The following is a 13,735-nucleotide window of genomic DNA, read 5'->3' as shown; positions in this document are numbered from 1 at the left end:
GGCTTGGCCCTGAAGATTTGGCTCGTCCCGGCCCCTCACACACGCCTATAGATAAAATAACGATCGGCGGGAACCGAAGGTGGCGGCGGGAGGCGTTGCAACTGCGGGTGATCGAGCGGCGTGCCGCTGACCGCGATGCCGCCGACGCGAAGTAGGCGCGCGGTCAGATCGGGAAGCCAGGTAGAGATCACTGCATCGCGATCTTCATAGCCGGTGCCGATGTCGGCATGAACAAGGGCGGCGTCGATGCCAATGAACCTGCTCGCCGTCTCGCGTATTTCGCCGAGCACGAGGTTTTCAGCTTCGGGAATTGAGCTGGCGTGTGCGGCAAGTGCGCGGTCGAACGCTATGATCCGGCGTCCGGGCAGGCGCTCGCGCAGATGGTGGAACGTCCGGCCATTACCGAGGCCGAGCTCGAGCACGGGGCCCTCTATCTTCGCCACCTCGGCGCAGACATGATCGAGTATGTCGCGCTGTGCGGTCATCCTCCGGATGAAACTGTCGAGGCGACTCATGCGCGATTGTATCTCCTGAACAAGTCCACGAAATCAACTGCCCCCGACCAGAGCGTTTCGCGGCTGAAACCAGAGGCGACGTGTTAAACCCCGATCGAGTCTTGCCGCGTGTAGAGGCGAACGATGAACACTGCAACAAGCGAACAGGCTGCCGACAAGGATCATACCGGGTGGAGTCGGCGGCGCGGCGCGCGGCGGAATAGCGATGTCACTTGTAGGGGTCCGCGGCGTCCCGCAACCCGTCGCCGAGGAAGTTGAACGCCAAGATGACGAGAACGACGGGGAGCATCGGCAAAAGCAGCCATGGATAGAACGCGATCACGCTGACGCTGCGCGCCTCGGTGAGCAGGATGCCCCAGCTGGTTATCGGCGCCCTCAGGCCGAGCCCGAGGAAGCTCAGCGCCGTCTCGCCCAGGATCATGCCGGGTATGGAGATCGTTGCCGTCGCGATCAGATGCGACATAAACCCGGGAATGAGGTGTCGGCGGATAATGCGGCTGCTTCTGGCGCCCATCAATTGCGCGGCCAGAACGTAATCCTCCTCGCGCAAGGCTAGAAGCTTCGAACGCACGGCCCGCGCCAGTCCGGTCCAGTCGAGCAGCCCGAGGATGACGGTGATGCCGAAATAGATCAGGATCGGACTCCAGGTTATCGGCATGATCGCCGCCAGAGCCAGCCATAGCGGAATACTGGGGATCGATTGCAGAACTTCGATTATCCGTTGAACGATCAGATCGAAGATACCGCCGTGATAGCCGGCCAGTCCGCCGATGACAATGCCGAGCAGGAAGCTGAAACTGATGCCGACGAGGCCTATTGTCAGTGAAATGCGTGCGCCATAGATGATGCGCGAGAGCACATCGCGCCCCAGCCTGTCAGTGCCGGCCAGAAAGAGCTGGCCGTTTTCGGCGGGGCAGACAAAATGCCTGTCACCTTCGATCAGGCCCCAGAACCGGTACTTGTCGCCCTTGCAGAAGAAACGGATCCGCTGAACATCATCCTGTTGCTCGATGTAGTTTCGCTTGAGCGTGTCCATATCCAGCGTCATCTGGCGGCCATAGACGAACGGCCCGACGAACTGGCCGTTGTGGAACAGGTGCACCCGCTGCGGCGGCGAATAGATGTAGTCCATGTTGCGCGTGTGCAGATCGTAGGGCGCCAGGAACTCGCAGATCAGTATCCCGAAATAAAGCGTTGCCAGGAATATGCCGGATACAAGGGCAAGCCGGTGCCGGCGGAATTTCCACCACATCAGCCGCAGCTGCGACGCCTGAAAGACCTTCTCCTGCTCCGGCGTCATCGCCTCGACCGACTGCAGGTCAAAGGGCTCGATGGAAACGTAGTGTTGCAGTGGGGCACCCGGAGCGGGCAGCGGCGATTGCGTGTTCATTTGGTGCTGCCGCCTTGCAAACGAATTCGCGGATCAAGTAGCGCCAGCGCTAGGTCGGAAATCAGGACGCCGATGACCGTCAGGAAGGCGAGGAACATCAGGAACGACCCTGCGAGATACATGTCCTGGCTTTGCAGCGCCTTGATCAGCATCGGCCCGGTCGTTTCCAAAGACAGCACGATCGCCGTGATTTCGGCACCGGAGATGATGGCCGGCAGGATAGAGCCGATATCCGAAATGAAGAAATTGAGCGCCATGCGCAGCGGATATTTGACCAGCGCCCTGAAGGGATGAAGGCCTTTGGCGCGCGCGGTCACGACATATTGCTTATGCAATTCATCGAGCAGATTGGCGCGCAGCCGCCGGATCATGCTTGCCGTGCCCCCGGTGCCGATGATCAAGACCGGAATCCAGAGATGGGCGAGGATCGACTTCGCCTTGGCCCAGCTCATCGGCTCGCCGAGATATTGCTGGTCCATGAGATGGCCGATGGACGTGCCGAACCAGATGTTGGCGAAATACATCAGGATCAGCGCCAGCATGAAGTTCGGAATCGCAAGGCCGAGAAGGCCGAAGAAAGTCAGGCCGTAGTCGCCCCAGCTGTATTGATGCGTGGCGGAGTACATGCCGATCGGAAAGGCAATGAGCCAGGTGAAGATGATCGTGACGAAGGAAACCAGCACCGTCAGCCACATTCGGTCCCCCACGACGTCGCGAACCGGCAGCTCATATTCGAAGGAATAGCCGAAATCGCCGTGCAGCATCCCGCCGACCCAGTAGAAGTAGCGAATGACCGGTGGCTTATCGAAACCATATTCCTTGCGCATCATCTCGATGCGATCGGAATCCACCGCTTCGCCCTGAGCCCGAAGCTCGGCAACATAGCTGTCGAAATAGTCGCCTGGGGGAAGTTCGATGATCGTGAACACCAGTGCCGATATGACCAGCAGCGTTGGAACCATCACGGCGATGCGCCAGACCAAATATCGAAGCACGCTCAGGACTCTCCAAGCCAGAATGTATCCGGCATATAGACACCGAAATAGGCGGTCGGGTCGTAGCCGTAAAGCGCCTTGTCGGGCAGATTGCGCAGCCGCGAGGATGCCAGAACCGGCTGATGCGTTCCGTTCACCGTGCCGATCGAAAACACCTGATCGGTATAGATCGACAGCATTGAATTCCAGATCTCGGCGCGCTCCGTGGCTTCAGTCGATGCGTTCCAGCGCTTGAGTAAATCCATCAACTCGACCACGGGCGGAAGATCGGGCGCTTCGCCGACCTTGCCACGGGACAAGTAGTGAGCACCCCAGAGCGGCCATTGCAGCTGGTCGTCGACGGTGGGGGCCAGTTGGTAGGGGTTCATGTCGGCGGTCGGCACGCCATTGTCGATGCCCGACCACATCGACATCATGATCTGGCCACCAAGCGCGCGGCTGCGGAAGATGTCGCGCTGCGAAGTCCGGATGAACAGAGCGATGCCGATCTTGCGCCAGTGATCAGTGATGAGCTCGAGCGCGTCGGTTTCCAGCGTGCTTTCGCCGGCAGTTTCCACTACGAGCTGCGCCGGGCGTCCGTCGGGAAGTATCCGCAGGCCGTCATCGTCACGCGCCTGAAGCCCGACCTCGTCGAGCAGGGCATTAGCCTGGTCGGGATCATGGGCGACCCAGGCTTTCGCGAATTCCGGCCGGTAGAGCGGGCTCTCCGGCAGGACCGTATCGGCACTTTCCTGCGCCAATCCGTAGAACACGGCCAAATTGATCTCGCGCCTGTCCACAGCGAGCGAAAGTGCGCGGCGCACGCGCACGTCACGAAAAAGGCCGCGCCACACCTGGTCGGCACAATTCAGATTGGGCAGCAGCGCCAGCCGCGAACCTTGTGTGCGTTTCCAGAGATGCATCTTCACTGGGTAGCGCTTCTCCGCATCCTTCAGGAAGGCGTAATCGGTGAAGTCAATTCCCATGCCTTGCAGGTCGCTCTCGCCCGCACCGGTCTTGGCGGAAATGATCGCCGACGAGCTGACGTTCATGACTATCCGGTCGACATAGGGCAGTTGCCGGCCATTCTCGTCTATTCGATGAAAGAACGGGTTCCGCTCGAAGACGAACTGCTCAGCCGGCGGCTTGGTCCGGTTCTGCCAGGGATCGAGCGTCGGCAGTTCCGGGTTCTCCGGGCGATATTGCCGCGACATGCGGATATGCAAGAGCGTCCATTTCTTGGCCCGGTTCTCCTTCATTAGGCCGGCGAGCCGGAATGGATCCTGGTATTTCTTGTGGAACTGCTTGAGATAGGCGGCCGGCAGAACAAGCGATAGGGGCGAAGCAGCGGCGAGCTTGGGCAGGAAGTCGGGATTGGGCGCATCCCAACTGTAGCGGACCGTCAACGGATCGACGATCTCGAAGCGTGGCGGCTTGCCATCCGCCAGCAGGGCCGGGGCGAGCCCGCCTTGCGAAAGCTCATCGTTCAGCCAGACATCTTCCCAGCAATAGCGAAAATCCTCCGACGTCAGCAGGCTACCGTCAGACCATTTATGTCCTTCTCGTATCTTGAAAGTGAAGACACGATCATCCGCTACATCGAAACTTTCGAGAATGTCGGCTTGCAGGTTAAGCTTTTCGTCATAGCCGACCAGGCGAGCATACCCGTAGATCGTCATCATCCGGATATCTTTCTGGCTGCCGATGATCGTGCGCAGCGTGCCGCCATATTGGCCGGGCTGCCGGCCCATCGCAGCGAGATTCAACGCGCGCGGACGCTTGGGCAGGCGTTCGGCCAGGGCCGGCAGCGCCCTGGCCTTCATCTGCGGCTGAAGAAATTCCGGCTCCAGGTCGCCGGCGCGCAACGTGCCCGGCAGAAATGCCGAAGCCATGAGTCCAAGGACGGTGCGCCGGCTGATCAATGGCGTAGCTCGCTGACATCGGCCGAACGTCGCGCCAGCACGAGGTGGCCGCCGCCAAGGTCGAGCGGCGACAGCATGTCCTCGTCGCCCTCGTCACGGAATTGCGGTCCCCATGCGCTGGTGTCGGAAGCGCCGCTGAGCTTCAGAGTCTTGAAATCCATCGGCCTGTCGAGATCGGGGAAAGGGACTGCGGCGACCAGTGAGCGCGTGTAGGGGTGGACCGGTTTCCTAAGCAGAATTTCGCGCGGCGCTAGCTCGACGATACGCCCGCCGCACATCACCGCGATGCGGTCGGCCATGTAGTCCACCACCGCCAGGTTGTGGGATATGAACAGGTAGGTCAGGCCCAGTTCCTTCTGCAGGTCCTTCAGAAGATTCAGGATCTGCGCCTGGACAGAGACATCGAGTGCCGAAACTGGCTCGTCGCAGATCAGGAGTTCAGGCCCCAGTGCCAACGCGCGCGCGATGCCGATACGCTGACGCTGTCCGCCGGAGAAACTGTGCGGATAACGCTTTATGAAACGCGGGTCGAGTCCGATTGCCTGCATCAGGTTCTTGACCGTGGCGAGTCGGGACGCGGCATTGCCACGTTGATGGATTTCCAGCGGCTCGCTCAAAATGTTCTCCACCGTCATGCGAGGTGAAAGCGACGAAACCGGATCCTGGAAGACCATCTGGATTTTCGCGCGCAGCATGCGCAGAGCGTCTCCCTCGGCTTTCAAGACGTCGATCGGACCATCGCGGCCGTTGAAGATCACAGAGCCGCCGCTAGGGGTGACAGCCCGCATGAGGACCTTGCTGACGGTGGTTTTGCCGGAGCCGCTTTCGCCGACAAGACCCAGGCACTCGCCCCGCCTGATATCAAAGCTCACGCCGTCCACGGCGCGAACAGAGGTTTGATGACCTCCGCCGAACCATCCGGACTTGCGGATCGTGAAGGTCTTTGTCATATCCCTGACCGACAGCAGGAGGTCGTCCGGCCCCTTCGATGCTGGCGCCGTCTGCTTGCCGAGCAGGTTCCCGACATTCACCGGCACCTCGCGGAGCGCTTTTAGCCTTTCGCCGGGCTTCAGGTCGAAATGCGGAACGGCTGCCATCAGGCCCTTCAGGTAAGGGTGGCCCGGCCGGCGGAATATCGCCTCCACAGGTCCCGCTTCCATGATCTCGCCATGGTACATGACCACCACCTCGTCGGCGACATTGGCGACTACGCCAAGGTCGTGCGTGATCAGCAGCATCGCCATGTTCAGCTTCGTCTGAAGCTCGCGCAGCAATTGCAGGATTTGCGCCTGGATGGTGACGTCCAACGCCGTTGTCGGCTCGTCGGCGATCAACAGGGCGGGCCGGCAGATAAGCGCCATGGCGATCATGGCGCGTTGACGCAATCCTCCCGAAAGTTCAAAGGGATACATGTCATAGGCGCGCTTGGGGTTGGGAAAGCCGACAAGTCCGAGCATTTCCTCGGTCCGCGCCTTGCGCTCCACCCGAGCCGTGGGCGTATGAATCTGCAGGGATTCGCTGACCTGATTGCCGATCGTATGCAGCGGCGACAGTGATGTCATCGGCTCCTGAAATATTTTGCCGATGCGGCTGCCTCTCAACGCCCGGATTTCGGGTCCGTCACGCGGCATCTGCAGGATATCCTGCGTCGTGCCGGGCTTTTCAGGATCGGAAAACAGGATACGGCCGCGAACATGGGCTGTGTTCGGCAAAATGCCCATCACTGCCTGGCTGAGAACCGATTTTCCGGAACCGGACTCGCCCACAAGCGCGGTAACCTTGCCGGGCAAGACGCGAAGATTCGCACGCCTGACGGCATGCAACGGTCCCCCTATAATGGCAAAAGAGATGCCAACATCCTCGATCCGCAGCAGATCAACGCCCAAATTCATTCTCACACCAGCCCCCACTCTGGCCGCTCCAGAAGGCGAGACTAGCGCATTGCCAGCCTAGAGCAACTTGGATTCGAACAGTCGCAAGTTCCCTGCCGGAACCGGCGATCGGACTGCATACCAAAACGCGTTCGGATCGGATCGTGGCGGTTACTGGAGCTTCCTCGGGTCGCCCGCGGACGGCCGCGCGGCATTGCGATGAAGCAGCATGACCTGCTCGGCGTCCGATATTCGGTCGTAAATCGGCTCCAGCGCACCGTCTTCGTCGAGCGAGAGAGCACCCGACAAATCGGGTGAAAGCACCGTTAGCTTCTGCCTGATGCCCGCCAGTTCCTCCATGCCGAGCGCCAGCCAGTTGTTGGCGCCGCAATAGCTGGCGAAGTCTTTGCTGGCGAGAACGCTGTGCGGATATTTCTTGGTTAGGGTCTGGAGGCGCTGGACCTCGTTTACAGCCGAGCCGAAGACGGAGAATGTGAGCCGGTCGGTAAGCCCGACATTGCCGAACATCACATTGCCGACATGCAGGCCGATACCATAGTTTATGTCGCTCAATCCCTGCTGCTTTCTGCGCAGATTGAGATCCATCATGCGCGCGGTGGCCTTGTGCGCTGCTGCAAGAGCGGCCTGGCAGGCGATCTCGGACTGTGAACGGTGCCTTGCGCAAGGGTAAACTGCAATGAAGCCATCCCCTATGAAACTCATGATCTGCCCGCCCTTACGATTGAAAGGCGCAGCAGCGGCGTCGAAAAACTGGTTCAGCGTATCGATATAGACTTCGCGGCCGGAGGTTTCGGCAAGTCTTGACGACCCGCGCATGTCGCCCATGACCAGTGCCGCCCGGATTGTATCACCCTCGCCGCGCTTGATCTGGCCGTCGAGCACGCGCCTGCCGGCGTCGCCGCCGAGATAAGTGGTCATCATGTTGTCGGCAAGCTTGGTGAGCACCGCCATCTTGGTTGCGATAGCGAGATGGTTCTGGATGCGCAGCAGCGCCGCAATCATGCTGTCGCTGAAGCCTGCGGCACTGTCGGTGGACCAAGACCCGATCATGCCCTGACTGGTGTTGCCGCTGAAGGGATGGACGAAAGCCATGTAATCGGTGACGCCCATCAGCTTGAGGTCATCGAAAACAGGAAATTCCGACGGCACCGACGGGTCGAGCCGGCGCCGCAGATGGTCGAGCTTGTGGCTGAGCAGATGGTAGTATGGGCTGGTCAGGAATCTGTCGGAGTGAACGCCGTTCTCCTTGCGGAAGCCTTCCACTTCCAGGCCCTGGCCGCGGAGCCAGGTGAAGCCGAGCGCGTCATAAAGCGGATGAAGCATCGAAAAGCTCAAATGCACCCGCTTCAGCGGCAGGCCGGCAGCAGCCAGCCGTTCACAAAAGCCCCTTACCAATGTTTCCAGATCGTCGCCCGCCAACGCCGATTGCGTCAGCCAATCGGCAACCTTATCCATGAGAATGGCAGAAATTTCTGCTTGCGCTGTGCTCATGCTATCTCGAAATCTCCTTGATCCGCCACAAATTCGCCGGCTCGGACGCCGTCAGGCCTTCACCACCGTCTCTCGGGCTAGCCCGAGGCGGCCAAAAATATTGCGTGTGTCGACGATCAGTAGAGCGTGATCCGCGATCGCCTGATAGTCGATCGCGTCGTGGTCGGTTGCAACGACGACAGCGTCGAAATCCTTCAGGGCCACCTCGGTCAATTCGACCGAGCGACGCCCCTTGATCGCCATATGCTCCCGTGTGGTCGGGATTTCGGTAACATGCGGATCGTGGAATTCCGCCTTGCCGCCCCATTCCTCGATGAGTTCAATGAGCCGCAATGAGGGGCTTTCGCGGATGTCGGGCACATTCTTCTTATAGGCGAGCCCGATGATGAGAATGCGCGAGCGGCTGAGCGCCTTGCCGCAGCGCCGGTCCAGCGCCTTCGCCAGTTCATCGACCACATGACGCGGCATGGCCGTGTTGATCTCTGCCGCCAGCTCGATGAAGCGGGTCGGCAGTTCGTATTCGCGCGCCTTCCACGTCAGGTAGAAAGGATCGATCGGAACGCAGTGCCCGCCAAGTCCAGGGCCAGGATAGAAAGGCATATAGCCGAACGGCTTGGTCTTTGCCGCCTCGATCACCTCCCAGATGTCGATTCCCATCGCACCGAGCACGACCTTCAACTCGTTGACGAGGGCTATGTTGACCGAGCGGAAGATGTTTTCCGTCAGCTTGACCGCCTCGGCGGTTGCCGTGGTGGAAACCGGAACGACGGTCTTGACCACGCCATGGTAGAAAGCCTGCACGAGCATCGCCGCTTCAGTGCCGTCACCTGCCACGACCTTGGGGATCGTCGCGACTTCAAAGCTGCGGTTGCCGGGATCCTCGCGTTCGGGCGAGAAGCCGAGGAAGAAATCTATCCTCGACCGCAAGCCGGTTTTTTCCAGGATGGGCTTGATCACGTCGTCGGTGGTGCCGGGATAGGTGGTCGATTCCAGCACGATCAGCTGGCCGAGACGCAGATGCTTCGCGATGGTGCCTGCCGTGTTCCTGACAAAGGAGAGATCCGGCTCGCGGTGTTTCGTCAGTGGTGTCGGAACGCAGATGATGATGACATCGCAGACGGCCAGTTCGGCAAAATCCGCAGTGGCGCGGAACCGTCCGCTCGCCACCTGGCCGGCAAGGGCTGGCGACATCACCGCCTCGATGTAGGATTGGCCGTTGTTCAGGCTCTCGACCTTTTGGGGTTCGATGTCGAAGCCGGAAACCGGGAAGCCGGCGCGTGCGATCGCAACCGCCAGCGGCAGCCCCACATAGCCCAGTCCGATCACGCCGACTTGCGCGGCACGCGTCGAAATCCGGTTCAGAAGACGGTCATATGTCGATCGTGAGGCGTCCAAAAATGTGCTTCCCGTCAATTCGGACAGGCCGTCCGCTTCCATGGTGAGGCTCACCGCTCCCAAGAGCCCCGAGGCATATTGCGGAAAATCGATGTCCGCAAGCCGTCAGACCGGCACCTTCGCCTTAAGGCTTGCGGCAGCCATCGCATAGCCGCCGGCGGCGCCATCGATGAAATGAACGTGATCGCGCTGCAGCGGCGATGCGACGAGGCATGTCATCAAGGCCGATTTCTGGCGGTGCAGGCCATAGTTGCAGATGCCCGCCTCTTCCGCCTGTTTCAGCCGGTTCTCGATCCGTTGCAATACATCCGCGTCAACGTCGATGGTCATCTTCAAGCCATCGTCGAACTTCCGGAAATCCGAATTGCTGGCCACTTCGCGTTTGTAGATCTTCGGATCGAATCTGCCGATCGTCCAGCCATATCTATCCGTAACAGCCGTAAGCGTCATCAGGAACACTATCCACAGCTTCGACAGCCACCGCCGTCCTGCCGGCGCCATGGCCCGCGCCTCGATATCGAGGCCGGCGGGCAGCAAACTGTAGTCCGGCCCGTTCACTGGCACCGGGTGGCCATCGCGTTCCTGCCTGCCGGCTAGGGCGATAATGTCGGAAACCAGAAACTGAAAACCGCGCAAGTCGCGCGACGCCCCCGGTATGGCTATGATCGAGACAATTTCGCCATGCCGGGCTTCGATTGGGTTCCAGCGGCAGGAGAGGCCGGTCAGATCCGGCCGCGCGCCGGCCGGCGCAGGATCGATGCGGTAGCGCCCCGCTTTCATCTCGGCTTCCGCCCAACTGCCGCCACCTCCGGCGAACATGGCATAGAAGACTGCATCGGAGGCCTGGAACCTCGCCACGCGAACGTCGAGGCCTTGCGCTCTTATATCCTTTATCGGCACGATTGCGGCACGCAAGGTCAGATCCAGTTCGGCCGCCACCCATCTCTGGACAGCCGCCAGCGCGTTGCGGGTGATCTCCAGCGCCGAGCCGGGAAACGCCACGAGCGCGCCGTCGCCGCCGAAGACAAAGGGAAGATCTTGCCTACCCAGCGCATTGAGCAGCGCCGAAATGACGCTGGCACCGGCCATATTGACGGTTTTATAGCGCCCCGCCTCGATCGCCTTGGTAGAGCCGACGATATCTGCGGTGGCCAGCGCCCAGCCATCGGGGAGAGGCCGATAGTTATCGATATCGGCAACGCTTTCGAACCTGGCGAAGACCGGTAGGGAAGCGACAAACGGGTCGGACGCGGCAGCTGTTTCCATGAGCATCAGATAGCACATTCCAGTGCTTGAGGGTGAAGTCGATCATGCTTCGAAATTGACTTGCGCAGGCTTTCCGATGATAGGGTCCGGCGATGCGAATTGCCTTCTACGCGCCGCTGAAGTCGCCCAATCATCCCGTTGCCTCAGGCGACCGTCAGATGGCACGGATGCTGGTCAAGGCGCTGGAGCATGGAGGGCACAGCGTCGAACTGGCATCTGAATTGCGCTTCTATCTACGCGAACCGGATTCGAAAAGTTTCGATGCGCTCAAGGTCGAGGCCCGGGAGGAAGCCGCGCGGCTGGCAGGGCTTTGGGATCGTGACGGCAAGCCCGATCTGTGGTTCACCTATCATCCCTATTACAAGGCGCCCGACCTGATCGGGCCCGAACTGGCGTTGGCCTTTGGTGTTCCCTATGTGACAGCGGAAGCCTCCTATTCGAGGCGGCGCAACACCGGTTTGTGGGCCGATACGCAAGCGTTGGTGGCGCGAGCCGTCGAACAGGCGGCGCTGAACATCTGCTTCACGCAAAGGGATCTTCAGGGACTGGCAGATGCGATACCCGACGCCGCTTTCGGCGTGCTTTCGCCCTTCATCGACACATCGCTATTCCGGGAAACACCGGCACGGGGTTGTCCGACGCGCCTCGTTACCGTCGCCATGATGCGCCCGGGCGACAAAGTCGAAAGCTATCGCATGCTGGCGCAGGCGCTCGGTTCGATCGGTCATCTGACCTGGACCATGTCGATCGTCGGGGACGGACCTGCCCGCGAGGAGATCAAAGCGCAATTCGCCGGCTTGCCCGCCGAGCGTATCGAATGGCTTGGCGCGCTTGAGCCAGCCGCCGTGCCGGATGTCCTCTACAGTGGGGGAATTTACGTCTGGCCGGGTTTCGGCGAGGCCTATGGCGTTGCCTATCTTGAAGCACAGGCCGCCGGCCTTCCGGTTGTGGCTCAGGATGTCGCCGGCGTGCCGGAGGTCGTGCGGGATGGCCAGGCCGGGTTTCTCACCCCGCCGGACGATGTGGCGGCGTTCGCTTCTGCCATTGAAAGGCTTCTGACCCGTAACGACGAAAGATCCATCATGGCCGCAGAAGCCAGACGTTTCATCCTCGAAGAACGTTGTCTCGGTGCTGCGGCGGCGCGTCTGGCCGAACTTCTTGCGAAGATCCCGGTCTCATGACATCCGATCAAATCTGGCAACCCTTGGTGGAGGAGCTGGCGAACTGGCAACGGGCGGACCGTAAGGCAGAGTTCTGGCTGCGCGACGATGACGGCGTTGATCCGACGCCTGCGCTTGATCGGTTGCTCGACCTCACTGGTGAATTCGCGGTTCCGGTGACTCTGGCCGTCATTCCCGCCCTGACTGACGAGAAGCTTGTCGTTCGGCTTGACGAGGCGCCGCATGCCACGGTCGCCATCCATGGCTGGGCGCACCGAAATCATGCTCCGGAGGGCCAGAAGAAGCAGGAGCTCGGCGCGCATCGGCCACGCGAGGCGGTGCTCGATGATCTGGCCCGCGGGCTGTCGCACATAACCGGCCTGCACGGCGCACGTGCCGTTCCGATGCTGGTGCCACCCTGGAACAGGATCGACGCCGGCTTGGTATCCGACCTTGGATCGATAGGATTTTCGGCATTGTCGGTCTATGGGCCGCCAAGACCGGCTTCACTTGCGGTCATCAACAGCAATGTCGACATCATGGATTGGCATGGCACGCGCGGCTGCCGCGATCATGGCCTGTTGGTTCAAGCCATCATCGCGCAGTTGCAGCATGCATTCGATGGAGGCGAACCGGCCGGCCTGCTCACCCACCATCTCGTGCATGATGAATCGGCCTGGCTCTTCCTCGAACGGCTGTTCACAGTCACCGCACAGACTGAAGCCTGCGTATGGCTTCCGATCAGGACATTGATCGGGCGCAGCGCCGGTAAAGCAATTCCAGGAAAAGTGTGAATGGTTTTCCGTCCGGAATTGCGTCAAAACAAAGAGATAGAGGAAAACAGCTCAGCGCTTTTTGCGCAATGAGACTGGAAATTTGAGCGTCTGGCCATCCCGCGCGGCAAAAGCGCCGGTAAACCTGTCTTTGGCCAGTTTCTCGATCTCGTCCAGTTCCTCGTCGGTCCGTGTCGGATCGTGGTGAAACAGGGCAAGCCTGCGCGCACCGGCCGCCTCACAGAGCTTGACACCCTCTTGCCATGTCGAGTGCCCGTAACCGCGGCGGCGTTCCATTTCCTCCTCGGTGTAGGTGCAATCGTAAATGACGAGGTCGGCATCTTCGATCAGGCCGAGCACCGCCTGATCGAGTTTGTCCGGCTCGTGCTCAGTGTCTGTGATCATCGCCACGACGCGGCCGCCCCATTCGACCCGGTAGCCTATGCAGCCGCCCGGATGGATAAGACTGCCGGTTCGGACCACCACCCCTTCGCGCGGGCGAAGCACGTCTCCGGATACGAAATCGCGATAGTCGAGGCTTGCCTTGCAGGCTTCCAGTTTCACCGGAAACCACGGCGGCTGCATGAACTCATCGACCATCTGCCGGGTCGTCATGTGTCCTGCAAGATGCCCGGACCAAAGCGTAACCTTGGCGCCCCGATCATAGATCGGCGCAAAAGACGGCAACCCGATGATGTGATCGTAATGGCAATGGGTGAAAAGCAGGTCGAAATCGGTCACGCCCAACGCCTGAAGTGCCGCGCCGGCAGGCCGTAGGCCAGAGCCTGCGTCGAACAGAAGCGTATGCTTACCGCATCGCATTTCGACGCAGATTGAGTTGCCGCCATAGCGAGAGAATTCTGGCCCTGATACCGAAATGCTGCCGCGGACACCCCAAAACCTGACCAGGAAAACGTTGTCGTCCATGCTACCCCTTCGCCCATCATATCCAAACAA

At 60.4% G+C, this 13,735-nt stretch carries 11 protein-coding genes; 2 read left to right on the top strand and 9 right to left on the bottom strand.

Translation table 11 applies throughout. The features are described from left to right. Positions 1–35: 35 nt before the first annotated feature. From NKH50_RS15685 to NKH50_RS15650, 8 genes are all read right to left on the bottom strand, one after another. A complete protein-coding gene (locus NKH50_RS15685; protein ID WP_352801162.1) occupies positions 36–515 on the bottom strand; it encodes a class I SAM-dependent methyltransferase in 480 nt (159 codons plus the stop codon). Positions 516–723: 208 nt separating this feature from the next. After that, positions 724–1,905 carry an ABC transporter permease gene (locus tag NKH50_RS15680; RefSeq protein ID WP_254818876.1) on the bottom strand — a complete coding sequence of 394 codons (1,182 nt, stop codon included), beginning with the start codon at positions 1,903–1,905 and terminating at the stop codon, positions 724–726. Further along, positions 1,902–2,900 (bottom strand): ABC transporter permease, encoded by a 999-nt coding sequence (locus tag NKH50_RS15675; RefSeq protein WP_254818875.1) that lies wholly within the window; start codon positions 2,898–2,900, stop codon positions 1,902–1,904. Before NKH50_RS15675 ends, NKH50_RS15680 begins: the two co-directional genes overlap by 4 nt. A gap of 2 nt (positions 2,901–2,902) precedes the next feature. Then, positions 2,903–4,801 carry an ABC transporter substrate-binding protein gene (locus tag NKH50_RS15670; RefSeq protein WP_352506848.1) on the bottom strand — a complete coding sequence of 633 codons (1,899 nt, stop codon included), beginning with the start codon at positions 4,799–4,801 and terminating at the stop codon, positions 2,903–2,905. Beyond that, the gene (locus NKH50_RS15665) at positions 4,798–6,693 is read right to left on the bottom strand and encodes an ABC transporter ATP-binding protein (RefSeq protein WP_352475783.1); all 1,896 of its coding nucleotides are present in this window, start codon (positions 6,691–6,693) and stop codon (positions 4,798–4,800) included. The genes NKH50_RS15670 and NKH50_RS15665 overlap by 4 nt, the downstream gene beginning before the upstream one ends. A gap of 150 nt (positions 6,694–6,843) precedes the next feature. Next, complete coding sequence (locus NKH50_RS15660; RefSeq protein ID WP_352506847.1) at positions 6,844–8,184, bottom strand: adenylate/guanylate cyclase domain-containing protein; 1,341 nt, start codon at positions 8,182–8,184, stop codon at positions 6,844–6,846. Between the two features lie 51 nt (positions 8,185–8,235). Next, positions 8,236–9,579, bottom strand: a complete 1,344-nt coding sequence (locus NKH50_RS15655; RefSeq protein ID WP_352879688.1) for a nucleotide sugar dehydrogenase — start codon at positions 9,577–9,579, stop codon at positions 8,236–8,238. 105 nt (positions 9,580–9,684) lie between these two features. Beyond that, positions 9,685–10,863, bottom strand: a complete 1,179-nt coding sequence (locus tag NKH50_RS15650) for a DUF3095 domain-containing protein (protein ID WP_352506845.1) — start codon at positions 10,861–10,863, stop codon at positions 9,685–9,687. Positions 10,864–10,937: 74 nt separating this feature from the next. On the opposite strand from NKH50_RS15650, the gene NKH50_RS15645 reads away from it, so the two are divergent. Together NKH50_RS15645 and NKH50_RS15640 are read left to right on the top strand one after the other, a co-directional pair. Then, the gene (locus NKH50_RS15645; RefSeq protein WP_352879686.1) at positions 10,938–12,026 is read left to right on the top strand and encodes a glycosyltransferase family 4 protein; all 1,089 of its coding nucleotides are present in this window, start codon (positions 10,938–10,940) and stop codon (positions 12,024–12,026) included. Further along, on the top strand, positions 12,023–12,799 hold the full coding sequence (locus NKH50_RS15640) for a polysaccharide deacetylase family protein (protein ID WP_352688526.1): 777 nt from the start codon (positions 12,023–12,025) through the stop codon (positions 12,797–12,799). The genes NKH50_RS15645 and NKH50_RS15640 overlap by 4 nt, the downstream gene beginning before the upstream one ends. 51 nt (positions 12,800–12,850) lie before the next feature. On the opposite strand, the gene NKH50_RS15635 is transcribed toward NKH50_RS15640, so the two are convergent. Next, positions 12,851–13,705, bottom strand: a complete 855-nt coding sequence (locus NKH50_RS15635; protein ID WP_352506842.1) for an MBL fold metallo-hydrolase — start codon at positions 13,703–13,705, stop codon at positions 12,851–12,853. Positions 13,706–13,735: the final 30 nt, after the last annotated feature.

It is taken from the genome of Mesorhizobium sp. M1027 (genome assembly GCF_040318745.1).
Taxonomy (GTDB): Bacteria; Pseudomonadota; Alphaproteobacteria; order Rhizobiales; family Rhizobiaceae; genus Mesorhizobium.
This window is presented reverse-complemented; position numbering and strand designations above follow the sequence as displayed.

What these genes read in the sequence shown, in the direction of transcription:
- NKH50_RS15635 (WP_352506842.1), bottom strand. Translation starts at nt 13,705, where the DNA reads ATGGACGACAACGTTTTCCTGGTCAGGTTTTGGGGTGTCCGCGGCAGC.
- NKH50_RS15685 (WP_352801162.1), bottom strand. Translation starts at nt 515, where the DNA reads ATGAGTCGCCTCGACAGTTTCATCCGGAGGATGACCGCACAGCGCGAC.
- NKH50_RS15660 (WP_352506847.1), bottom strand. Translation starts at nt 8,184, where the DNA reads ATGAGCACAGCGCAAGCAGAAATTTCTGCCATTCTCATGGATAAGGTT.
- NKH50_RS15645 (WP_352879686.1), top strand. Translation starts at nt 10,938, where the DNA reads ATGCGAATTGCCTTCTACGCGCCGCTGAAGTCGCCCAATCATCCCGTT.
- NKH50_RS15640 (WP_352688526.1), top strand. Translation starts at nt 12,023, where the DNA reads ATGACATCCGATCAAATCTGGCAACCCTTGGTGGAGGAGCTGGCGAAC.
- NKH50_RS15680 (WP_254818876.1), bottom strand. Translation starts at nt 1,905, where the DNA reads ATGAACACGCAATCGCCGCTGCCCGCTCCGGGTGCCCCACTGCAACAC.
- NKH50_RS15665 (WP_352475783.1), bottom strand. Translation starts at nt 6,693, where the DNA reads ATGAATTTGGGCGTTGATCTGCTGCGGATCGAGGATGTTGGCATCTCT.
- NKH50_RS15650 (WP_352506845.1), bottom strand. Translation starts at nt 10,863, where the DNA reads ATGTGCTATCTGATGCTCATGGAAACAGCTGCCGCGTCCGACCCGTTT.